This is a genomic window from Paramylibacter ulvae (genome assembly GCF_014652655.1).
Lineage (GTDB): Bacteria > Pseudomonadota > Alphaproteobacteria > Rhodobacterales > Rhodobacteraceae > Amylibacter > Amylibacter ulvae.
In genome coordinates, this window is record NZ_BMZF01000001.1 from 483,863 (window position 1) to 504,641 (window position 20,779).

Genomic DNA, 20,779 nt, shown 5'->3' on the forward strand with positions numbered 1-20,779 from the left:
CTTGCCCCTATCTATCGCCTTGAGAATACAAGGGCAAGCAAACGCTATGGCTTTTTCAACCCGTTTCTGCGCATTTCACAACTTTAAGCTGCAGATGCAATTAGATATGCGGTGTAAACCAAATAACAAGCGAGCATCACGCCACCTTCTGGGCGCGATATGCGCCAACCTGTGAACGCAAGGCCAAGCAGCATCGCGCTTGAGGCCACCATTACCCAGATATCGAAACTTACGATTTCAGGCGGAATTTCAATGGGTTGCACAATGGCAACCACACCCAATATGCCCAGAATATTGAAAATATTGCTGCCCAAAACATTGCCAAAGGCCACGCCCGCCTGGCCTTTGCGTGCAGCAATCACCGATGTGACCAATTCGGGCATGGATGTCCCCACCGCAACAATCGTTAACCCGATCAAGGTCTCAGACACGCCAAACCCCGCCGCCAGCGTCACCGCGCCTTGCACAAGAAACTTTGCGCCAATCAACGTTAACCCCAAACCGATCAGAACAAACACTATCTGTTTTCCCATCGGCGTTGGTGCAACGTCCCCGCCCATCTGCGCAAAGGTTTCACCAGCGACGGTTTTATTTTGCCGTTCCGATAATAGGGTAAAAAACAAATATCCCACCAGCAGCAACACAAAGCCAACACCGATGGATCGCCCCAAAATCCCGACATGCGTCGCGATAAGGCAGACAAATGTTGCGGTCATTAACATACCTGCATCGCGTAAAAATCCAGTGCGTGCAATTGCCATAGGCGCAATCAATGCCGCGACACCAATAATCAGGAAAACATTGGCAATATTACTGCCCACAACATTGCCCACGGCAATACCAGACGCCCCTGCAAGGGCGGCATTCACACTGGTTAACAATTCTGGGGTCGATGTGCCAAACCCAACCAGCGTTAGGCCGATCACCATCGGCGACACACCCAAACGCTGTGCAATCGCAACTGCGCCGCGCACCAACAATTCCCCACCAAAAATCAGGCCAACAAATCCCATGATCAGATAAAAGATATTCATAACGTCCATGACGAACCTTTATGCGCGCTTTGCGCAAATCATGCTGCGCAAAATATCATTGCGTCAACACTTGTTGGGTTATCTGTGAATCTGTGCGGGGGTTTTCAATGGGAAAAATTCATGCACCCATAAAAAAACGGCGCTTCCCGTGGGAAACGCCGCCTTTGATCGTGATCACTAAAGCTTATGCAGCTTCTGTGATGAATTTCACTGCGTCGCCAAAAGACTGAATAGTCTCTGCTGCGTCGTCAGGAATTTCGATACCGAATTCTTCTTCGAAAGCCATTACCAGCTCTACTGTGTCAAGGCTGTCTGCGCCCAGATCGTCGATGAAAGAAGCACCTTCAACAACTTTGTCTTCGTCAACGCTCAGATGCTCGACAACGATTTTTTTTACGCGATCTGCGATGTCGCTCATATTCTCAATCCTCAATTTATGGCCAGTGGCCGTTAGACTGTCGCGTTGCTGCGACAACAATGACCCAAGGGCCGGTTTTTGCGCATTACAGATGTAAAACGCTACAACTGCGCTGCGCTATAACAGAATGTTTCAATATGGCAATAGTTTTATCAACCAATCGCCATATCATTCTGCGCCTGTCCCAATATGATGGCTACGATTTTCCTGTTTTACAAGGGTAAATGCAAAATTCGCCATCCATTGGGCAATTAAATCATCGCCATGCCGCCGTTCACGTGAATCGTTTGCCCGGTGACATAACTGGCCTCGTTTGATGCCAAAAATGCGACCGCAGCTGCGATTTCACTTGGTGTGCCCATGCGCCCTTGCGGGATACCCGCCAAGATGCCTGTTTGCACGTTTTCGGGCAATTCAGCCGTCATCGCCGTTTCAATGAACCCTGGTGCGACACAGTTTGCTGTAATCCCGCGCGATGCGATTTCTTGGGCGTATGATTTGGTCATCCCGATCATACCCGCCTTGGACGCGGCATAATTCACCTGCCCTGCGTTACCCGTTACACCCACGATTGATGTGATGTTTATGATACGGCCCCAGCGTGCCTTCATCATCGGGCGCATGACTGCCTTCATCAAATGCATGGTGGATGTGAGGTTCACATCAATCACGCTCTGCCATTCATCATCAGACATGCGCATGAAAATATTGTCGCGTGTGATACCCGCGTTATTGACCAGAATATCCAAACCACCCATGGCCTCGGACGCTTGGCCCGGCAATGCCTTGACAGCATCAACATCGGACAGGTTACATGGGGTCACAAACGCGCCCGCGCCCAATTCTGCTGCCAGTTTTTCAAGCGGTTCAACACGTGTACCAGACAATGCAACCTGTGCGCCCTGTGCGTGCAATGCACGCGCAATTTCACCACCGATACCACCAGATGCACCTGTTACCAGTGCATTTTTACCTTTTAGATCAAACATTTGAATTCCTTTATATCGCAGAGGCGGCAGCAACCGCGCCTTCGGGGTTGTTCACGGCAACACAGTTAATATCGCGGTTAATACGGCGGATCATGCCAGACAATGCTTTGCCCGCACCAATTTCAAAAACTTCGGTCACGCCATTGGCACCCATCCATTCAACGCTTTCGCGCCAACGCACGGAACCTGTCACCTGTTGCACCAACAGCTTTTTGATTTCATCGCTATCGGATGTCGCACTTGCCAAAACATTGGCAATCACGGGCACGGCTGGTGTTTTCACATCAACATCGGCCAATGCCGCCGCCATCGCATCGGCGGCGGGTTGCATCAATGCACAATGAAATGGAGCGGATACGGGCAATAACATCGCACGTTTTGCACCCGCTTCTCTGGCCAGATCACATGCGCGTTCAACCGCCGCCTTGTGGCCAGACACCACTACTTGGCTTGGGTCGTTATCATTTGCGGCCTGACAAATGTCGCCATCCGCACTGGCCGCATTGGCAATTTCCTGCACTGTGGTAAAATCCAATCCCAAGATCGCAGCCATCGCGCCCAACCCAACAGGCACCGCCTCTTGCATCGCGTTTCCACGAATGCGCAATAATTTTGCAGTGTCGGTTAATGAAATCGCACCCGCTGCACATAGTGCCGAATATTCGCCCAATGAATGCCCCGCGACAAAATCCGCCGCATTGATATCAACGCCCTGTGCTTCTAATGCGCGCATGGCGGCAATACTGGTGGCCATCAATGCGGGTTGCGCATTGTGGGTCAGCGTTAGGTCGGCGATATCACCTTTCCAAATTAATTTGGAAAGGTTTTCGCCCAAAGCATCGTCAACTTCTTGGAAAACGGCCATCGCGGATGCGTATTGATCCGCAAATTCTTTGCCCATGCCGATTGTTTGGGCCCCCTGTCCGGGGAAAACAAATGCGCGTGTCATTAAATTCTCTGTGTTAGTTCCTCGGCTCCGTTATAACGCCGCGTCAAACCCAACACCAGAGTTTATCCAAATCAGCTACCGTCATCTTCGCTATTTGTTGCGCTCAAACGATCCATTTCTTCGGTTTGAGCAGTTAATATCTCGGCAAGAGAACCCATATTTGAATCAATTGCCGCGCTGATTTGCACGGTAATCCCGAGCCCCAACAAAACCAAAAATGCCGCAACAACAACCCAATCAACCGTAACGGCCCCAGATTCATTGTTAATAAACGCTGAAATCCGCGTTCGTAGAGATGTCGTTGTCTCTTTTTGTTCAATATTCATATCAAAGCCCCCTTATGATACTCTTCGTTAAGGAAGATTCGCCAATCCGCCCGTTGTCCGATAATGGATATAATCGAAACAAGGCATTAAAATGTCATTAATAGGACGATATCGGCCTATTTTCCCGTAAAAAGTGTATTTATCCAAGTTTCTCGCGCCACTTTTTCCCGTTGTCTTTCCCCCATTTCACGTTATAAGCCACCTTTCTTGCGCAAGTATTTTAACGCGGATGCCTCTCGTACTTGGGCGCGCAAGAATTGGCCCTTGTTTTGAAGCACGCTTGATAATGGTGAATGAAATGGCGCTCTACGAGCATACATTTATTGCGCGACAAGACTTGTCAAATGCGCAAGCCGAAGGTTTGATCGAACACTTCGGCGCAGTTCTGACAGACAACGGCGGCAAGCTGATTGATTCAGAATACTGGGGCCTGAAAACGATGGCTTACAAAATCAACAAAAACCGTAAAGGCCACTATGCCTATTTGAAAACGGATTCTCCGTCTTCAGCGGTAAAAGAAATGGAACGCCTGATGTCGCTGCATGACGACGTTATGCGTGTGCTGACAATCCGTGTTGATGAACACGAAGAAGGCCCATCCGTTGTTGTACAAGCTAAATCCGCGCGTGACGAAAAACGTCGCGACCGTGAACGTTAAGAAGGACCTGTAAATCATGGCAAATAAACCATTTTTCCGTCGTCGCAAATCTTGCCCGTTCACCGGTGAAGGCGCGCCAAAAATCGATTATAAAGATACAAAATTGCTGCAACGCTACATCTCTGAGCGCGGCAAAATTGTACCTTCTCGTATCACTGCAGTATCTGCAAAAAAACAACGCGAACTTGCCAAGGCAATCAAACGCGCTCGTTTTTTGGCATTGCTGCCATACGCTGTTAAGTAAGGGGAAAATCCATGGATGTTATCCTACTAGAACGCGTTGCTAAGCTGGGTCAAATGGGCGACGTTGTGTCCGTGAAACAAGGTTTCGCACGTAACTATCTGTTGCCACAGGGCAAAGCCTTGCGCGCATCAGACGCAAACAAAGCACAGTTCGAAGCGCAAAAAGCACAGCTTGAAGCGCAGAACCTCGAAACCAAAAAAGAAGCAGAAGCAGTGTCTGCAAAATTGGACGGCGAACAGTTCATCGTGATTCGTTCCGCATCTGATGCTGGCGCGCTTTACGGTTCTGTTTCCAACCGCGATTGCGCAGATGCCGCAACCGAAGCTGGTTTCACAGTTGACAAAAAACAAATCATTTTGGCTGCTCCAATCAAAGAATTGGGTCTTCACGAAGTGACTGTTGCTCTGCACCCAGAAGTTTCTTGTGTGGTTAAACTGAACGTTGCACGCTCTGTTGAAGAAGCAGAATTGCAAGCATCAGGTAAATCAATCCAGGAATTGGCTGCCGAAGCAGACGCAGAAGCAGATTTCGAAATCGCTGAATTGTTCGACGATATCGGTTCTGCGGCACTGGACGAGCTAGAAGAAGCCGTTCCTTCAGAAGAAGCTGGCGAAACAAACGAAGAAGACGAAGCGTAAGCTTTCCTCTTTTTGCAAAAAATCAAGGCGTGCGAATTTTCGTGCGCCTTTTTTTATCGCAATTTTGTGAAACTTTTGTCGGGGAAACTGCGTTACTATACGTATAACATCACCCCAACAGGAGATATCCCATGAAATTTACCCCCCTGATCACCACCGCAAGCATCGCCATCAGCATCGCCATGCCAATATTTGCCGCTGGCAGCAGCACACCAGAAAAACCAAAGCCAACAGAAACCACCATGGAATGTGAAAAGGGCTTTGTTTGGAATGAAAAATCAGAAAAATGCGTCGAAATCGAAGAAAGCAACCTGAACGACGATCAAATCTATCTAAACGCACGCGAATTGGCCTATGCCAATCAATATGACAATGCGTTGCGCCTGTTGGACATGGCTGCAAACCCGCGCGATCCACGCATCCTCACCTACCAAGGTTATGCCCATCGCAAGGCTGGTCGCGCAGAACTGGCGAACACCTATTACACCGCGGCGCTGGACATTGACCCCACAAACATCACCGCGCGCTCGTACATGGGGCAAGGCATGGTGCGCAGTGGCGATATGACGGCTGCGGTTGATCAATTGATCGAAATCGCAAGCATTTCTGGCAAAGATAACTGGCCGTATCGCGCCCTAGCCAATGCAATTCGCGGCGATATCACAACAGATTATTAACCCGCCCTTGCAATATTCACCCAACAGGGGCAAAATTTAACTTCGCCTTTGTTGGGAAACCTGCCCATGAAACCGCCCACCGTCCAAATTGAGCCAAGCGTGAATGTCCTTGGCGAACCATTAAAACCCTGTTCGCTTGATCCGCTGACGGGTTTTTTCCGCGATGGCTGTTGTAATACGGGGCCCCAAGATTCAGGCCGCCATACGGTATGTATCCAAGTGACGGCTGAATTCCTCGCCTTTTCCAAACAAAACGGCAATGATCTGTCAACGCCACGCCCTGAATTTGGCTTTGACGGCCTCACCCCTGGGGATCGCTGGTGTCTTTGCGCGGATCGCTGGGCACAGGCCGATGCATTCAACGCCGCCCCCCATGTGTTATTGGAATGCACACATATCAACACATTGGAAACAATTCCCTTTGCGGTTTTGCGCGCACATGCATTGGATATGAATTAACGCCCCAGCTCCAAATGTTCTAAATATCCAAAAAACCCACACTTCCCCAAACGGCCAAGTTTCGTTTTTCCCGAATGTCGCTGTATTTCCCCCAAAGCATAAAAATCTTTGCTGACAGAATCTAATTTCCCTGCCAACATTTTCAAACAATCAGGTCTCAGGAGACAGCGATGGATTATCTACAAACAAACGACATTCAGGATATCGTTGAACAAGAACGCGTAAATGTGTGGCATCACCTTAGCCAACATAAACAATATGAAACCAGCGATCCGCGTATCATTGTCGAGGGCAAAGGAATGCGTGTTTGGGATCAAAACGGCAAAGAACACCTTGATGCGGTGTCTGGCGGGGTTTGGACGGTTAACGTTGGCTATGGGCGCGAAAGCATTGCGAATGCGGTGCGCGATCAGTTGGTCAAGATGAACTATTTCGCTGGCTCTGCTGGGTCTATCCCGGGTTCGATTTTCTCTGAAATGCTGTTGTCAAAAATGCCGGGGCTGTCGCGGGTTTATTATGCAAACTCTGGATCCGAGGCGAATGAAAAAGTGTACAAAATGGTACGCCAGATCAGCCATAAACACCACGGCGGTAAGAAATCCAAAATCTTGTATCGCGAACGCGATTATCACGGCACAACAATTGCTAACCTGTCCGCTGGTGGCCAAGAAGAGCGCAACGCACAATACGGTCCGTTTACACCGGGCTTTGTCATGGTGCCACATTGCATGGAATATCGCCGTCAAACACCCGATGGCGATTATGGCAAATATTGCGTTGATCAGATCGAGGCGGTTATTCTACGCGAAGGTGCAGATACCATCGGTGCGATCGTATTGGAACCTGTAACCGCAGGTGGTGGCGTGATCACCCCACCCGAAGGTTACTGGGAAGGCGTGCAAGCCTTGTGTAAAAAATACGATATCTTATTACATATCGACGAAGTCGTTTGTGGCGTTGGGCGCACAGGCACATGGTTTGGCTATCAACAATATGGCATCAAACCTGATTTCGTCACAATGGCCAAAGGTGTTGCATCAGGCTACGCTGCGATTTCATGCGCGGTCACAACCGAGGCGGTTTTTGACATGTTCAAAGACGACACAGACCCGCTCAGCTATTTTCGCGATATCTCCACCTTTGGTGGCTGTACTGCGGGGCCAGCGGCCGCGATTGAAAACATGAAAATCATCGAAGCCGAAGGTTTGCTAGATAACACAACCCAAATGGGTGAATATCTGATGGGCAAGCTGTCTGAATTACAAGACAAACACGCTGTCATCGGTGATGTCCGTGGCAAGGGTTTGTTTGTGGGCGCAGAACTTGTGTCCGATCGCAAAAGCCGTGCACCCGTTGATGAAAAACTGGTTCAGGCCGTTGTGGGCAATTGTATGCAACAAGGTGTGATCATTGGTGCGACCAACCGTTCGGTTCCCGGTTTCAACAACACGCTTTGCCTATCGCCTGCGTTGATTTCAACGCGTGATGATTTGGATCAGCTCTGTGATGCGATTGATAACGCACTCACATCTGTATTTTCCTAATATTAAGGTGCACCTCCGCAATTTCGCGGCATTGTATATCGTGCAAAAGGGTCCCAAACGGGGCCCTTTTTCCATTCACCAACACGTTTTTTACGATAGACGCCCAGAACCGCGCGAGCTAGGCTCGCGAAAAAGGGGAATTTTATGGTTGGTACAATAATACTGATCGCTGCAATCATTTATCTTTTTGTATCGACGTCAAAAAAATTCAAACACCTGCAATCCCAGATTGACAAATTACAAGACCAGAAATGGGAACGTGATAACGCAGAGCCAAACAAAACCCGCCCCCCCGTTTTATCACCCAAGGCCGCAGCGGCGGCGGCAACCGCCGATCCTGTTGTCACCAAATCCCCGCCCAAGGCAAAAAAGGGCAAAGCGTTACCCATTGTTGATGCACCCGAAAATGCTGCGCCAAAACCCGCACCCGCGGCACCCATTGTAAAAACACCCCCGCCTCCAAAAACGCCCGATTTTATGGATCGTATGGTTGCCAATTTTCAGGCCAACTGGGTCATATGGCTCGCCGCGTTGTCACTCGCCTTTGGTGGTATTTTTATCGTCCAATACGGTATTGAAAACGGATATCTTGGCCCTGTTGCGCGTGTTATTGGTGCACTTGCATTTGGTGTTGCCTTGATTGTGGGCGCAGAATGGGTACGCCGCCATGCCCGCGAAGGCGAAGATGGCTGGTTTTCCGTCCCCGTTGCGCTGGCCGCTGGGGGCGTTGCATCCCTGTTCGCAGGCGTAGTTTCAGCGCATACGCTCTATAACCTTACCAGTCCCCTAATCGGTTTTATATCAATGGCCGCGGTCGCGTGGATCGCCATGTTGGGCGGCATCATTTATGGCCCCGTGTTGGCCGTGATTGGCATACTTGGTGCGTTTTTCTCGCCGATGTTGGTGAGCGCACCGGAAACCAGCCCGATGATGTATTTGTATTTCCTTCTTGTCCTTGGCGCATCCTTGTTTGTGGAACGCACGCAACGCTGGATTTGGCTGTCCGCGCTTGCCATCGCGGCGGCATTATTTTGGGGATATGCGTTGCACCTGTCGTTACCCAATGATGCGGTTGCACCGCTTTATTTTGCCGCGATTGCGGTGATGGCGGCAACGATCCCTGCTTTTGGTGCGCCACCAAAATGGGAAACCACACGCTGGGTCGATGTGAAATCAATTGTCGAAGTATCCCATCAATATCCCACGATTTTGGCGGTGGTTACGGGTGGTATTGCGGGGCTTGCGATCAATTGGGCCAATACCAAGTCGCTGGATCATTGGCAGGTTGGTGTGATTGCATTGTTGATCCTGACCGCACTTGCGATATTTGCAACCAAACGCGCACAGAATTTGGATCAGCTTGCGGGGATTTTCGGGCTTGGCCTTATCGGGGCGGTGGGTGCGATTGGGCATATTCCGGGATCCGATCTGACGTATATGTACGGCGCGGATTATCACGCCGCCATTCGCGATTATTTCCCCTTTGCCACGCTTTCGGTTTTGGGCAGCATGGCATTATTTTTCGCTGCATCTTATTGGCGCACAAACGGATCTGTACGCCCGTTTTATTGGAACCTGTTAACTGCAACGCTCCCGCTACTCGGCTTTGCATTTTTATATGAAAAATGGTCACCCGCAGGGGTATTAAACGATGGTAATTGGACGGCGCTATCATTGGGGTTGGCTGCGTATTTGGGCGCGATGAGCTGGCTTAACATGCGGATCAAGGATAATTTGCCCAGCACCGATATCTTGGGCAATGCCGCCTTGCTGGCACTTGGATATACCGCGCTGATCACCTTGGGCGGTGAAATCCAAACCATCGCCTTTGCGGCATTATCTGCCCTTGCGTTGTTGTTCACCACGCGATTTGGCTTTTTCTTTAGCAAATTCACATCCCTTGCGTTTGCGGCAATCACCATGGGGCAATTGGTGGTTCAACCTGGATTATTCTGGGCGATGAATGCGCCCGTGGGACAGGTGATATTCCTGTTCGCCGCCGTGGTTGCGATATTTGCAGGTGCATTTTTCCATGCCAATAAACACAAACTTGGCAGCGAAATCACCCAATTTGAAACCGCAGGCATTGCCGCATTGGCGATTTTGGTTTGCATCCTGATCGGGCGCAGTGTTAGCGGGCAAAGCGAAGGAATGGTGATCCTTGGCCTGTTTGCCAGTGTTGGTTTGATCCTTGCACTTGTGCAATTTCGCCGCGCAGAAATGGCAGACAGCTTTGTGCGGTTTCGCAAAATTTTGGGCTATGCCTATCTGCTTGCTGGTGGGATTGCGTTGTTCCTGTCGCTGACGGTGTTTTCACCCCTTGGGCATCATTTACTGTCGCGTTCCTTGGTCACGGGCATTTTCCCGATTGATACGGTTACGGTGGCCTATGCCCTGCCCGCGTTGATCATGATTGCGCATCGTTTTGTGAAACAAATCCCGGTCTTATTGCCACGCCCGTTGGAAATTCCGATTGTGGCTGCGTTGTTCACTTGGGTTGCGATTTTGGAAATTCGCCGTTTCTGGCACGGCACAAATATTAGCGCCCATGAAATTTTGAAACCAGAAATGTACAGCTATACCGCTGCGATGTTGATCGCGACGGTGGTGGTGTTCACATGGTCGATCATTCGCCATGATAAAATATTGCGCAAAATAGGCCTTGGCTTGGCAGGGTTGACCGCGTTGAAGGTATTCTTGGCCGACACATCAGGGCTAGAAGGATTGGGGCGTGCCACGTCATTTATCGGGCTGGGTCTGACATTGGCAGGGATTGCATGGTTGCATCAACGATTTGCCGTGCATGATGATGTCGTCGCAATTGATGACGCACCACAGGATGATCCAGATCCCGAAGCGGAGGCGTAAAACCAAAAAACGCCCCGCAATCGCGGAGCGTTTTTTGTGGTGTGGTACCCGAGGCCGGACTCGAACCGGCACACCTTGCGGCGGGGGATTTTGAATCCCCTGCGTCTACCAATTCCGCCACTCGGGCCAATGCAGTGATTTGAAATCAAACCAGTGCAGCGTAGTACACGAGGGGTGATTTAGCCAAGACAGCATCGGGCGTCAACGGCAATTCCACATCATTGTTACACAAAATGCATTTTTATCGATTTACGATCACAACTGTTGGCCGTTGAATGTATCACATTGATCCAAACGCGGGTTTTGATATCCCTTTGCGAACCAACGTTGGCGTTGTTCGGATGTGCCATGCGTGAATGTATGAGGCATTGGGCGGCGCCCTGCGTTTCGTTGAATCATATCGTCGCCAATTTGTTTGGCGGCATTGATCGCTTCTTGGATATCGCCCTCTTCCAGCGTACCCAATTTTTCGGAAACATAACGTGCCCAGATACCAGAAAAACAATCCGCTTGTAATTCAATCATCACCGACACGCGGTTTGATTCCACCTTGCTCATACGTTGGCGTGCAGCGTTTGCTTGTGGCAGGATACCCAATTCGTTTTGCACATGATGCGCCACTTCATGTGCCACAACATAAGCGGCGGCAAAATCGCCCCTCGCGCCCATTTGGCGTTCCATCGTGGTGAAAAAATCCGTGTCCAAATACACCTTGCGATCAGCGGGGCAATAAAACGGACCTGTTGCACCCGATGCGTTGCCACATGGCGATTGCGTTGTACCCTTGAATAAAACCAATGTTGCGGGGCGATATGTGCGGTTTGCTTCGCGCGCCAAAACTGTTGCCCAAACTTGTTCGGTATCGGCCAATGTCACCGATACAAACTCGCCCGCGGCTTGGTCTTCGGCAGTTAATGTGGTGCTAGTGCTGGTCGCTTGCCCTGGCACGCTGCCACTATTCATCAATGAAGATACATCAACACCAAGAAAACTTCCAATTGCCCAAAGAGCCAACAGGCCAAAAATGCCAAGCCCGCCCGCCTGCGCCGTACGTCGCCCGCGACGATCTTCGATATTGGAGCTACCCTGTCTGCCACGCCATTTCATTGATTTCTTCCTTTAAACTGTTTGACCATTATAAATAGAGATCAGAAAGCCAAGGTGCAAGGTTATTGCATTTCACGCAGGCCACGCTAAACCCACGTCACAGATTAAAGTGATTCAAATAAGGGCGCGCAATGTTACGAAAACTATATGACTGGACGCTTTCATTCGCCGACAGCCCCTATTCATTATGGATACTGGCTGCTGTTTCATTTGTAGAAAGCTCGGTTTTCCCGATCCCGCCGCATGTATTGATGATCCCGTTAATCATTGCACAACCCCATCGCGCATTCCTGTTTGCCGCCGTTGCCACCATCGCCAGTGTCGCGGGTGGTGCGTTGGGATATTATATTGGCGCGGAATTATTCGATTCCATCGGACGCCCCGTTCTGGATTTTTATCACAAGGCCGACGCGTTTGATGCATTCGCAGCCCGTTTCAATGAACAAGGTCACTGGGCCGTTTTGGCCGCAGGCGTCACACCATTTCCATATAAGGTCATCACCATCACATCGGGCGCCACGGGATTACCGTTTGCCAGTTTCATGTTGTGGTCATTGATCGCGCGCAGCATCATATTTTTCGTGATCGCGGGATTGTTATGGAAATTTGGCGCACCCATTCGGGATTTCATTGAAAAACGTCTGCCGCTGATGTTTACCCTGTTTATCGTCCTGTTGGTGGGCGGATTTTATGTGGTGAAATATCTATGACAAAACGACATCTGATTTTGATTGCGACACTTGGGTCTGTTGCCCTGTTGGGTGGCGCATTGGCGTTTCAATATCTGGGTGGGTTACCACCGTGTAAGATGTGCATCTGGCAACGCTGGCCACATCTGATCGCGATTGCATTTGGCGCATTGGCATTGTTTACACGCAAACAATTGTTCGCCATTGGCGGATTATTGGCCGCCGCCACAACCAGCGGCATTGGGTTTTACCACGCAGGCGTTGAACAAAAATGGTGGGAGGGTCCGACAACCTGTACATCCACATCGAACGCTGGACTGAGCAGTTCAGAATTGCTTGATAAAATCATGAACGCTCCATTGGTGCGTTGCGATGAAATCCCGTGGGATTTATTCGGGATCAGCATGGCTGGCTGGAACGGGATCATCAGCTTGGGTATCGTTTTGATCTGGGCCGCGGCGCTGCGCCGTTAGCTTTTTTACCTGCTTCATTGCTTGATCAAACTGCCCTGAAATATCGGGTGAAATAACATCAATCGCTTGTGGTAATTTATTGATATGTATCGGATTTACAGCCTGCGCAATCCCTGATGCCATCGGTGCGTTTATCACGTTTTTACCGATTAATTCTTGTAAAACATTGGTGGCGGTATCTGCGTCCACCTTCAGATGGCGCATCAAAAACGGAACCGAACATTGGCTATGGGCCCGTGTTAACATGGCCGCCTTTGCCAGATGAGGCGATGGCAAGATACCCGCGCCCAACGGCATCGCAGGTGCGCCAAATAATGCACCAAGACTTATGGTAAATTCACGTCTGTTCATCCCCATAACATAGGCATGATGCACAAATTTTCCAAGCTATGCGTCCAGTTCTGCATCCCAATACAGAAAATCCATCCAGCTTTCATGCAGGTGGTTTGGGGGGAAACGCCGCCCCGAATTCAACAATTGCGATGATGATGGTTCAACGGGTTGCTGGCGCAGGGACATATGCGCCTCTCGCACCGATTTCGAACCTTTGCGTAGGTTACACGGGCTGCAAGACGCCACAACATTTTGCCACGTGGTTTTGCCACCACGCGCGCGCGGCACCACATGATCAAACGTCATTTCACCCTGTGATCCGCAATATTGACAGGTGAATTCATCGCGTAAAAACAGGTTAAACCGCGTGAACGCCGCCATTTTCGCCGGCTGCACAAAATCGCGCAAAACGATCACCGATGGAATGCGAATTTCGGTGGATGGAGAATGCACCACTTCGTCATATTCGGCAACAATCGTCACCCGATCCAAATACGCCGCCTTGACCGCATCCTGCCACGACCAAAGCGAAAGGGGAAAATACGACAATGGGCGAAAATCGGCGTTCAGCACAAGGGCTGGGCATTTTTGAAGGTTAGAAGGACTGCGAACAAACTCTGAAGAAAATTCGGTATTCATAGTGTCAAAAAGGCTCCTGTTCCGAAATGTTAGAAACACCAGAACGGGACACCCCGTCCCAGTCACTTATCCACAACTATATATCGTGTTTTGGTTATGGCAAGTGTCTATATGAAGCGGTAACAGGATTGCGTAACGAGATTATGACGGCTGGATGATGGTTAAGTGAAATGTTTGGGGGGTGTGCTGGGGTTATTCCCTCAACACTTTCTTAATAAACTGCAATGCCATGCTTAATCCATCGGGCGCGATGCCGTGGGCGGTGCCTTTGGATGTGTGGGTGTACACTTCGAACCCTGCGGATGCCAGACCATTGGCGGCTTTGGCCATATCATCATATGGCACCACATCATCCGCATCGCCGTGGATTAACATCACGGGGGGGTTGTTCACGGCCTCTTTGGCCAAATCTTCTTGGTTGAGCAAGCGGCCAGAAAACCCGACTACCCCGGCAAGCGCATCTGTGCGCCGTGGTGCCACGTGCAATGACATCATCGTGCCTTGGGAAAACCCAACCAGCACGGTGCGATCAGCGCTAACCCCATGTTCAACAGCCATTTCATCAAGCCACGTGTTTAATGTTACGACAGCCTCGCGCATGCCCAATTCTGCCAATTCGGCGGGCGATCCATCAAGCCATGGGATTGGAAACCACTCATAACCCATTGGATTAACGCTACATGTGTTTGGCGCATCGGGGGATAGGAACACGGTATTTGGCAAATGGGACGCCAATGGATCGGCCAGCCCCAACAAATCCTGACCATCCGCGCCATATCCGTGCAGGAAAATCACCATGCTGTCGGGTTTACCCGATTGGGCGGCTTTGGTGTGGGTGGTTAGACTTGTCATGTTTTGATACCTTCTCTGTTCTTTAACACGCGGTAATACGCCCATAACAGGCGCGCCGCAACACCGCGCCATGGCGACCAATCTGCGGCCAGTTCACGCATTTGTTTTTCATTGGGGCGCCCTGGCAGATCAAACAGGTTTTTCGCCGCCTCTTGCAATGCCAAATCGCCATGGGCAAATACATCTGCACGGCCAAGGCTGAACATCGCATAAATTTCCGCACTCCATGTGCCGATACCTTTGACTGTGATCAATTCGGCAATGACATCTGCATCCGCTTTGCCGCGCAAGCCATTGAAATCAATTCCAGATGTTGCAAGCGCTTGTGCATATTTCACCTTGGGGCGTGATAATCCACAGGCGCGCAATTCATCCACGCTCGCGTTGGCAACACCCGCAGCGGTGATTAAATCCGCATCAGCCAGCCGCTGACAAATGCTGGCGGCGGCGGCGATTGAAATTTGCTGACCACAAATCGCATCGAGCAATGATTGAAACCCATCCCCGCGACGGCGTAACGGCAATTTCCCCACCTGTTCCAAGGCATGTTCAAAGCGTGGATCATACGCGGCAAGCCACGCCGCACCCTCGGCCACATCGGCGTCTGTTTCGATAATGCGCCCAACAGTCATGTATTAATCCAAGTCATACATTCATCTACCGTTGAAACCCGCGTTGCCACGGGCAATTTTGGGCGGCGCAACATCGCCACGGGCATTTTTAACGCGCGTGCCGCATCCAGTTTCGAACGGCTGGCCGCCCCGCCCGAATTTTTCACCACCAACCAATCAACGCCGAGCAATTGGAACAATGCAATTTCATCATCAATTGAAAATGGTGGGCGTCCTTGGACAAATGCGCCGCCATCGAACGGAAACGGTTTTTTCGGCGGATCAATCACGCGGGCGAGCAGTTTGCGCCCAGACAAGCATTCATATTGCGCCAAGGTTTGCCGCCCTGTGGCCAAAAACACGGTCTTGCCCCGTGCGATCAATGCGGGCGTATCGCTGGGTGCATCAATCATATGCCAATCATCACCCGCCCCCGCGATCCATTCATCGCGCTGCAAAATCACATGGCGCAACCCCAAATCCGCGCATACCTTGGCGGCGGTATTTGTCATCGTTGCGGCAAACGGATGTGTCGCATCGATCAGCATATCAATCTTTGTATCGCGCAGATATTGCGCCAACCCATCCGCGCCACCAAATCCGCCCATGCGGGTTTCAACACCCAAATCGCGCGGCGCACGGGTTGCCCCCACCAATGATGCCGTGACCTGTAGATCCGAACGTGTTGCCAGAATTTGCGATAAATCGCGCGCCTCTGACGTGCCCGCCAATATTAATATGCGCATTATACCTGTCCCAACACCTTGCCCGCGCGATCAATCACGACAATGTCGATCTGATCAATTGCCCCTTTGGATTGTTCCATTGCGTTAATCTGTGCCAGACGCGCGATTTCTTGGGCCAGTGCGTTGCCTGCGATTGTGACCGCCTCAAGCGCGGTATTCGCATTGCTAACATCAGGCAGGCCAAGCGATTGCGCAACATCGTTGAGCGCGTCAAAGTCAACTTGGCTTCGCGATGAATGCAGATCCACCGCGCCTTGTGCCAGTTTCGTAATCTTACCAATGCCCCCACCAATGGTCAGGCGCGGCACAGGTTTTTTTGACAGGTATTTCAACATACCCCCCGAAAAATCCCCCATATCGAGCATGGCAAAATCGGGCAGATTATACATCCCCTGTATCACGCGTTCCGATGTGGCACCCGTACAGCCCGCAACATGTGGCAGGCCATCCGCACGCACTACATCAATGCCGCGATGAATGGATGCAATCCACGCAGAACAGGAAAACGGACGCACCACCCCCGTTGTGCCCAAAACCGACAGCCCACCAACAATGCCAAGCCGTCCGTTCCACGTTTTTTTCGCAATCTCTGCACCATTTGGAATGGAAATGGTGATTTCAACATCCGCAGGCATATCGTATATCGCCGCCATCTCATCCACCACCGCGCACATAAATTCACGTGGTTTGGGATTAATTGCAGGTTCGCCAACACCAATGGGCAACCCTGCCTTTGTCACCGTTCCAACACCGTCACCCGCCACAAACACAACGCCACCCTTTGATTTTGCGACGCGTGCAATGATCAGCGCACCATGTGTGACATCGGGATCATCGCCGGCGTCTTTGGTGATGCCCACCTCTGACCAGCCATCACCCTTATCCGTATGGGCAAGCGGAAATTCGGGTGTTTCACCACGGGGCAGCGTAATGCCAACGTATTTTGGAAAACCATCGCCCCATAACGCCATCAGCGCCGCCTTGGTTGCGGCGGTGGCACAGGCACCTGTGGTCCAGCCACGGCGCAAATCACCCGTTGGTTTGCGTGTCATAGCGCAACTATAACAGGTTCATTGGTTTCGCCAATTGCCGATATGCGTCGCTTCACATCTTTCAGAATCTTATTTTGCGAGTCATAAGGGGGTATGAGCAAAGACATAACACTTCCAACTGGCGATTTCCCAACACTTGAACAGGGTTGGGTTTGGCTGTGCGGCGCGGGTCCAGGGGATCCGGGGTTGCTGACGCTACATGCGCTGAATGCATTGAAACAGGCGGATGTGGTTATCTACGACGCACTTGTGAATGATGCGATTCTGGATTGGGCGCCACAGGCGGAAAAGATTTATGCGGGTAAACGTGGTGGTAAACCATCGGCGAAACAGCGCGATATATCGCTGCATCTAGTGGAACTGGCCCAATCTGGCAAACGTGTTTTACGCCTGAAGGGTGGCGATCCATTTGTATTTGGTCGTGGCGGCGAAGAAGCACAGACATTGATTCAGCACGGTGTCCCTGTGCGTATCATACCAGGTATTTCGGCGGGGATCGGCGGGCTGGCCTATGCGGGTATTCCCGTGACGCACCGCGATGTGAACCAATCGGTCACTTTTGTCACGGGTCATGATCAAAGTGGTGAAACCCCAAGTTCCCTGAACTGGCAGGCCATTTCCGATGGCAGCCAAGTTTTGGTGATCTATATGGGCATTAAACATGTCGAACGGATTGCTGGTGAATTGTTAAACGCAGGGCGCGGTGTGGATGAACCCGTCGCCGTTGTCACCAGTGCGACAACCCCCGAGCAGCGCGTTTTGGAAACCACGCTTGGAAATTTGAAATCCGATATGGATGCAGCGGGCATGACGCCCCCTGCGATCATTTGTGTGGGCAAATCTGTGCTGATGCGCCAAGTGTTGGATTGGCAAGGCATGATGAATGGTGAAACACCGCGCAATCTTGACCCATTAAACCGTGGTCGCCCTGCCGAAGCATCATGAACGGCGTGATCATCGCCGCGCCCAGTTCGGGCAGCGGCAAAACCACCATCACCCTTGGATTGTTGCGCGCATTGCGCAACGCAGGCATCGCGATCCGTTCTGCCAAAAGCGGCCCCGATTATATCGATCCACGTTTTCATGCCGCCGCATCTGGCAATGAATGTGTGAATTTGGACGCTTGGGCGATGACGCCAGAGCGTATTCAAACAATGGCATTAGGCGATACCCCGATGGTGATTGAGGGTGCGATGGGATTATTCGACGGCGCTCCACCTGCGGGCAAAGGTGCCACCGCCGATTTGGCTCGGATTTTGCAAATCCCTGTGGTGTTGGTGGTTGATGTATCACACCAAGCACAATCGGTTGCCGCCGTGGTATCAGGATTTGCCAATCACCGCGCAGATGTGCGCATTGCGGGGCTGATCCTGAACAAGGTTGGCAGCCCGCGCCATGAAACCATGCTGCGCGATGCGCTGATTGATACGCCAATCCCCATATTGGGATGTGTGCATCGCGATACAAATTTACAAACCCCATCGCGCCATTTGGGGCTGGTTCAGGCCAGCGAGCGTGGTGATTTAGAGGTGTTTTTGGAAAATGCTGCGGATGTGATGGCCAAACACATTGATCTGCACGCATTTCAATCGCTGTTTTCACCAATGGCAACCACGAATAATGCACCCAAAATCCTGCCGCCGCCCGCGCAATCAATTGCGATTGCATCAGATGCTGCATTCGCGTTTTCATATCCACATTTGTTGGATGCATGGAAATCCGCAGGGGCGTCATTATCGTTTTTCTCGCCTTTGAACAACGAAGCACCTGCCAGCGCCGATTTGGTGATTTTACCCGGGGGTTACCCCGAATTACACGCAGGTAAATTGGCGAGCAATGATACCTTTCTTTCTGGTGTGCGAAACGCCAATGCCGTTTACGGTGAATGCGGGGGATATATGGCCATGGGGGATGGCATTGTTGACGCCGATGGTGTGGCACATAAGATGCTTGGATTACTTCGCCTTGAAACCAGTTTTTTCAAACGAAAACTGACACTTGGATATCGCTCCTTATCCAGCAACGGCGGCATTTTTGACGGTCATTTGAACGCACATGAATTCCACTATGCGACCACGCTACGCGCAATCGGCGATCCGCTGTTTTCTGCATCCGATGCCAATGGGGTATTGCTCGCTGATATGGGGCTTATACGCGGACAATATAGCGGAAGTTTCGCACATGTTATTGACCGCGCATAAACTGCGCTCTACTGCTTGCGCATGACTTCTGAATCAGCTGCACGGCGCAACGTCGCCCTTCTTGTTTTTGCCCAAGCATTCCTTGGCGCACAAATGCCCATGGTGTTCGTGATTGGCGGCCTTGCAGGGCAATCATTGGCATCAAATGTGTGTTGGGCGACATTGCCAATATCAATGATCGTGTTTGGATCAATGACCACCGCACCGTGGCTGAGCCAAGTAATGCAAAATCATGGTCGCAAGCTTGGCTTTTTCATTGGCGCATTGGGCGGTGTGATCGGGGCAAGCATCTGTGCCTACGCCCTCACCCAATCGTCATTCACACTCTTTATGATCGGTAGTTATTTCACCGGCATATACATGTCCGCCCAAGGATTTTTCCGCTTTGCCGCGGTAGACACCGCATCTGAATCATTTCGCCCCAAGGCGATTTCCTATGTGATGGCGGGTGGTTTGGTATCTGCGATCATGGGGCCACAGTTGTTGAACCTAACAACTGATGCATTCGTCATTCCGTTTTTGGGCGCTTATTTGACCATCATCGCAATCAATGTGATCGGGTCCATCGCGTTCCTATTCTTGCGCATCCCCTTACCCGCAAAACCGACCGAGGCTGACGGTAAATCGCGCACACGACTTGAACTGTTGATGACGCCGCGCATCGCCGTATCGATCATCTGTGCCATGGTCAGTTATGCATTGATGAACTTGGTCATGACCGCGACGCCACTGGCGGTGGTTGGCTGTGGATACGCGCAATCAAGCGCATCAAACGTGGTGATGGCGCATGTTTTGGGCATGTTCGTACCCAGCTTTTTCACGGGTCACTTGATCGCGCGATACGGCACTGAAAAAATCGTTGGCTCAGGCCTTGCGATCCTTTGTCTTGCTGGCATCGTGAACCTTGCGGGTACAGATCTGCTGAATTTCTATGGTGGGTTGATCCTGTTGGGGATCGGCTGGAACTTTGGTTTCATTGGCGCTACATCCATGCTGGCTGGCGCGCATACCCCCGCCGAGGGCGGCAAGGTTCAGGGCATGAATGATATGCTTGTCTTTGGCATGGTGACAATCGGATCAATTGCATCAGGTGGTTTGATGAATTGTTCGGGTGGCACACCTGTTCAGGGTTGGGTTTCCGTCAACCTTGCCATGGTGCCGTTCCTGTTGCTTGCGGGTGGATCACTTGTTTGGTTGATTAAACAAAACCGACGGTTTGCCTAAGCACCCCTTCTCCATTTTGTTCAAATATCCAAATGGGATTTACACAGG

General features: G+C 51.0%; 24 protein-coding genes and 1 tRNA gene. 12 read left to right on the plus strand and 13 right to left on the minus strand.

Features of this window, described 5'->3' with window-relative positions; all coding sequences use genetic code 11:
* Window positions 1-83 precede the first annotated feature (83 nt).
* The 5 genes from IE094_RS02405 to IE094_RS02425 form a co-directional block, all read right to left on the minus strand.
* A complete protein-coding gene (locus IE094_RS02405) occupies window positions 84-1,034 on the minus strand; it encodes a calcium/sodium antiporter (protein WP_189639421.1) in 951 nt (316 codons plus the stop codon).
* A 184-nt stretch (window positions 1,035-1,218) separates the two neighbouring features.
* Entirely contained in the window at window positions 1,219-1,452 is a 234-nt protein-coding gene (locus IE094_RS02410) for an acyl carrier protein (RefSeq protein ID WP_099594125.1), read from the minus strand.
* A 251-nt stretch (window positions 1,453-1,703) separates the two neighbouring features.
* A complete protein-coding gene (gene fabG / locus IE094_RS02415; RefSeq protein WP_189638965.1) occupies window positions 1,704-2,441 on the minus strand; it encodes a 3-oxoacyl-[acyl-carrier-protein] reductase in 738 nt (245 codons plus the stop codon).
* A 10-nt stretch (window positions 2,442-2,451) separates the two neighbouring features.
* Window positions 2,452-3,390: an ACP S-malonyltransferase gene (gene fabD, locus IE094_RS02420; RefSeq protein ID WP_189638966.1), complete on the minus strand. Its 939-nt coding sequence runs from the start codon at window positions 3,388-3,390 to the stop codon at window positions 2,452-2,454.
* Between the two features lie 71 nt (window positions 3,391-3,461).
* Window positions 3,462-3,716 carry a hypothetical protein gene (locus IE094_RS02425; RefSeq protein ID WP_189638967.1) on the minus strand — a complete coding sequence of 85 codons (255 nt, stop codon included), beginning with the start codon at window positions 3,714-3,716 and terminating at the stop codon, window positions 3,462-3,464.
* A 298-nt stretch (window positions 3,717-4,014) separates the two neighbouring features.
* On the opposite strand from IE094_RS02425, the gene rpsF reads away from it, so the two are divergent.
* The 7 genes from rpsF to IE094_RS02460 all read left to right on the plus strand — a co-directional run bounded on the left by rpsF (window position 4,015) and on the right by IE094_RS02460 (window position 10,804).
* Entirely contained in the window at window positions 4,015-4,374 is a 360-nt protein-coding gene (gene rpsF, locus IE094_RS02430) for a 30S ribosomal protein S6 (RefSeq protein ID WP_189638968.1), read from the plus strand.
* 16 nt (window positions 4,375-4,390) lie between these two features.
* Window positions 4,391-4,618, plus strand: coding sequence for a 30S ribosomal protein S18 (rpsR, locus tag IE094_RS02435; protein WP_099593814.1), 228 nt, complete (start codon window positions 4,391-4,393; stop codon window positions 4,616-4,618).
* 11 nt (window positions 4,619-4,629) lie between these two features.
* Window positions 4,630-5,256, plus strand: coding sequence for a 50S ribosomal protein L9 (gene rplI, locus IE094_RS02440; RefSeq protein ID WP_189638969.1), 627 nt, complete (start codon window positions 4,630-4,632; stop codon window positions 5,254-5,256).
* Between the two features lie 131 nt (window positions 5,257-5,387).
* Window positions 5,388-5,933 (plus strand): tetratricopeptide repeat protein, encoded by a 546-nt coding sequence (locus IE094_RS02445; RefSeq protein WP_189638970.1) that lies wholly within the window; start codon window positions 5,388-5,390, stop codon window positions 5,931-5,933.
* A 66-nt stretch (window positions 5,934-5,999) separates the two neighbouring features.
* Window positions 6,000-6,392 (plus strand): DUF2237 family protein, encoded by a 393-nt coding sequence (locus IE094_RS02450; RefSeq protein ID WP_189638971.1) that lies wholly within the window; start codon window positions 6,000-6,002, stop codon window positions 6,390-6,392.
* Window positions 6,393-6,562: 170 nt separating this feature from the next.
* Window positions 6,563-7,936, plus strand: a complete 1,374-nt coding sequence (locus IE094_RS02455; RefSeq protein ID WP_189638972.1) for an aminotransferase family protein — start codon at window positions 6,563-6,565, stop codon at window positions 7,934-7,936.
* A gap of 144 nt (window positions 7,937-8,080) precedes the next feature.
* Complete coding sequence (locus tag IE094_RS02460; protein WP_189638973.1) at window positions 8,081-10,804, plus strand: DUF2339 domain-containing protein; 2,724 nt, start codon at window positions 8,081-8,083, stop codon at window positions 10,802-10,804.
* Between the two features lie 42 nt (window positions 10,805-10,846).
* Here IE094_RS02460 and IE094_RS02465 read toward each other — a convergent pair.
* Both IE094_RS02465 and ypfJ read right to left on the minus strand, forming a co-directional pair.
* Window positions 10,847-10,931, minus strand: a tRNA-Leu gene (locus IE094_RS02465).
* A gap of 128 nt (window positions 10,932-11,059) precedes the next feature.
* Window positions 11,060-11,911, minus strand: a complete 852-nt coding sequence (ypfJ, locus tag IE094_RS02470) for a KPN_02809 family neutral zinc metallopeptidase (protein ID WP_189638974.1) — start codon at window positions 11,909-11,911, stop codon at window positions 11,060-11,062.
* A 131-nt stretch (window positions 11,912-12,042) separates the two neighbouring features.
* Here ypfJ and IE094_RS02475 point away from each other — a divergent pair, with 131 nt between their 5' ends.
* Both IE094_RS02475 and IE094_RS02480 read left to right on the plus strand, forming a co-directional pair.
* Window positions 12,043-12,621, plus strand: a complete 579-nt coding sequence (locus tag IE094_RS02475; protein ID WP_189638975.1) for a YqaA family protein — start codon at window positions 12,043-12,045, stop codon at window positions 12,619-12,621.
* Window positions 12,618-13,073 (plus strand): disulfide bond formation protein B, encoded by a 456-nt coding sequence (locus IE094_RS02480; protein ID WP_189638976.1) that lies wholly within the window; start codon window positions 12,618-12,620, stop codon window positions 13,071-13,073. The genes IE094_RS02475 and IE094_RS02480 overlap by 4 nt, the downstream gene beginning before the upstream one ends.
* On the opposite strand, the gene IE094_RS02485 is transcribed toward IE094_RS02480, so the two are convergent.
* The 6 genes from IE094_RS02485 to IE094_RS02510 form a co-directional block, all read right to left on the minus strand.
* Window positions 12,990-13,424, minus strand: a complete 435-nt coding sequence (locus IE094_RS02485) for a hypothetical protein (RefSeq protein ID WP_189638977.1) — start codon at window positions 13,422-13,424, stop codon at window positions 12,990-12,992. The genes IE094_RS02480 and IE094_RS02485 overlap by 84 nt on opposite strands.
* 36 nt (window positions 13,425-13,460) lie before the next feature.
* A complete protein-coding gene (locus IE094_RS02490) occupies window positions 13,461-14,045 on the minus strand; it encodes an HNH endonuclease (RefSeq protein WP_189638978.1) in 585 nt (194 codons plus the stop codon).
* Between the two features lie 192 nt (window positions 14,046-14,237).
* Window positions 14,238-14,897 (minus strand): alpha/beta hydrolase, encoded by a 660-nt coding sequence (locus tag IE094_RS02495; RefSeq protein WP_189638979.1) that lies wholly within the window; start codon window positions 14,895-14,897, stop codon window positions 14,238-14,240.
* The gene (locus IE094_RS02500; protein WP_189638980.1) at window positions 14,894-15,529 is read right to left on the minus strand and encodes a DNA-3-methyladenine glycosylase family protein; all 636 of its coding nucleotides are present in this window, start codon (window positions 15,527-15,529) and stop codon (window positions 14,894-14,896) included. Before IE094_RS02500 ends, IE094_RS02495 begins: the two co-directional genes overlap by 4 nt.
* Window positions 15,526-16,254 (minus strand): cobalt-precorrin-6A reductase, encoded by a 729-nt coding sequence (locus tag IE094_RS02505; protein ID WP_189638981.1) that lies wholly within the window; start codon window positions 16,252-16,254, stop codon window positions 15,526-15,528. Before IE094_RS02505 ends, IE094_RS02500 begins: the two co-directional genes overlap by 4 nt.
* Complete coding sequence (locus IE094_RS02510) at window positions 16,254-17,306, minus strand: cobalt-precorrin-5B (C(1))-methyltransferase (protein WP_189638982.1); 1,053 nt, start codon at window positions 17,304-17,306, stop codon at window positions 16,254-16,256. Before IE094_RS02510 ends, IE094_RS02505 begins: the two co-directional genes overlap by 1 nt.
* 93 nt (window positions 17,307-17,399) lie before the next feature.
* Here IE094_RS02510 and cobA point away from each other — a divergent pair, with 93 nt between their 5' ends.
* The 3 genes from cobA to IE094_RS02525 are packed head-to-tail and all read left to right on the plus strand — an operon-like array spanning window position 17,400 to window position 20,731.
* A complete protein-coding gene (gene cobA / locus IE094_RS02515; RefSeq protein WP_189638983.1) occupies window positions 17,400-18,251 on the plus strand; it encodes a uroporphyrinogen-III C-methyltransferase in 852 nt (283 codons plus the stop codon).
* Window positions 18,248-19,507 (plus strand): cobyrinic acid a,c-diamide synthase CobB, encoded by a 1,260-nt coding sequence (locus IE094_RS02520; protein ID WP_189638984.1) that lies wholly within the window; start codon window positions 18,248-18,250, stop codon window positions 19,505-19,507. Before cobA ends, IE094_RS02520 begins: the two co-directional genes overlap by 4 nt.
* A gap of 21 nt (window positions 19,508-19,528) precedes the next feature.
* Complete coding sequence (locus IE094_RS02525) at window positions 19,529-20,731, plus strand: MFS transporter (protein ID WP_189638985.1); 1,203 nt, start codon at window positions 19,529-19,531, stop codon at window positions 20,729-20,731.
* The last annotated feature ends 48 nt before the right edge of the window (window positions 20,732-20,779 follow it).

Excerpts from the sequence above, each read along its gene's own strand:
- rpsF (WP_189638968.1), top strand. The coding sequence starts at position 4,015 with ATGGCGCTCTACGAGCATACATTTATTGCGCGACAAGACTTGTCAAAT.
- cobA (WP_189638983.1), top strand. The coding sequence starts at position 17,400 with ATGAGCAAAGACATAACACTTCCAACTGGCGATTTCCCAACACTTGAA.
- IE094_RS02450 (WP_189638971.1), top strand. The coding sequence starts at position 6,000 with ATGAAACCGCCCACCGTCCAAATTGAGCCAAGCGTGAATGTCCTTGGC.
- rplI (WP_189638969.1), top strand. The coding sequence starts at position 4,630 with ATGGATGTTATCCTACTAGAACGCGTTGCTAAGCTGGGTCAAATGGGC.
- IE094_RS02495 (WP_189638979.1), bottom strand. The coding sequence starts at position 14,897 with ATGACAAGTCTAACCACCCACACCAAAGCCGCCCAATCGGGTAAACCC.
- IE094_RS02510 (WP_189638982.1), bottom strand. The coding sequence starts at position 17,306 with ATGACACGCAAACCAACGGGTGATTTGCGCCGTGGCTGGACCACAGGT.
- IE094_RS02520 (WP_189638984.1), top strand. The coding sequence starts at position 18,248 with ATGAACGGCGTGATCATCGCCGCGCCCAGTTCGGGCAGCGGCAAAACC.
- rpsR (WP_099593814.1), top strand. The coding sequence starts at position 4,391 with ATGGCAAATAAACCATTTTTCCGTCGTCGCAAATCTTGCCCGTTCACC.
- IE094_RS02480 (WP_189638976.1), top strand. The coding sequence starts at position 12,618 with ATGACAAAACGACATCTGATTTTGATTGCGACACTTGGGTCTGTTGCC.
- fabG (WP_189638965.1), bottom strand. The coding sequence starts at position 2,441 with ATGTTTGATCTAAAAGGTAAAAATGCACTGGTAACAGGTGCATCTGGT.
- fabD (WP_189638966.1), bottom strand. The coding sequence starts at position 3,390 with ATGACACGCGCATTTGTTTTCCCCGGACAGGGGGCCCAAACAATCGGC.
- IE094_RS02485 (WP_189638977.1), bottom strand. The coding sequence starts at position 13,424 with ATGAACAGACGTGAATTTACCATAAGTCTTGGTGCATTATTTGGCGCA.
- IE094_RS02410 (WP_099594125.1), bottom strand. The coding sequence starts at position 1,452 with ATGAGCGACATCGCAGATCGCGTAAAAAAAATCGTTGTCGAGCATCTG.
- IE094_RS02490 (WP_189638978.1), bottom strand. The coding sequence starts at position 14,045 with ATGAATACCGAATTTTCTTCAGAGTTTGTTCGCAGTCCTTCTAACCTT.
- IE094_RS02455 (WP_189638972.1), top strand. The coding sequence starts at position 6,563 with ATGGATTATCTACAAACAAACGACATTCAGGATATCGTTGAACAAGAA.
- IE094_RS02500 (WP_189638980.1), bottom strand. The coding sequence starts at position 15,529 with ATGACTGTTGGGCGCATTATCGAAACAGACGCCGATGTGGCCGAGGGT.
- IE094_RS02460 (WP_189638973.1), top strand. The coding sequence starts at position 8,081 with ATGGTTGGTACAATAATACTGATCGCTGCAATCATTTATCTTTTTGTA.
- IE094_RS02445 (WP_189638970.1), top strand. The coding sequence starts at position 5,388 with ATGAAATTTACCCCCCTGATCACCACCGCAAGCATCGCCATCAGCATC.
- IE094_RS02505 (WP_189638981.1), bottom strand. The coding sequence starts at position 16,254 with ATGCGCATATTAATATTGGCGGGCACGTCAGAGGCGCGCGATTTATCG.
- IE094_RS02525 (WP_189638985.1), top strand. The coding sequence starts at position 19,529 with ATGACTTCTGAATCAGCTGCACGGCGCAACGTCGCCCTTCTTGTTTTT.
- IE094_RS02475 (WP_189638975.1), top strand. The coding sequence starts at position 12,043 with ATGTTACGAAAACTATATGACTGGACGCTTTCATTCGCCGACAGCCCC.
- IE094_RS02405 (WP_189639421.1), bottom strand. The coding sequence starts at position 1,034 with ATGAATATCTTTTATCTGATCATGGGATTTGTTGGCCTGATTTTTGGT.
- ypfJ (WP_189638974.1), bottom strand. The coding sequence starts at position 11,911 with ATGAAATGGCGTGGCAGACAGGGTAGCTCCAATATCGAAGATCGTCGC.
- IE094_RS02425 (WP_189638967.1), bottom strand. The coding sequence starts at position 3,716 with ATGAATATTGAACAAAAAGAGACAACGACATCTCTACGAACGCGGATT.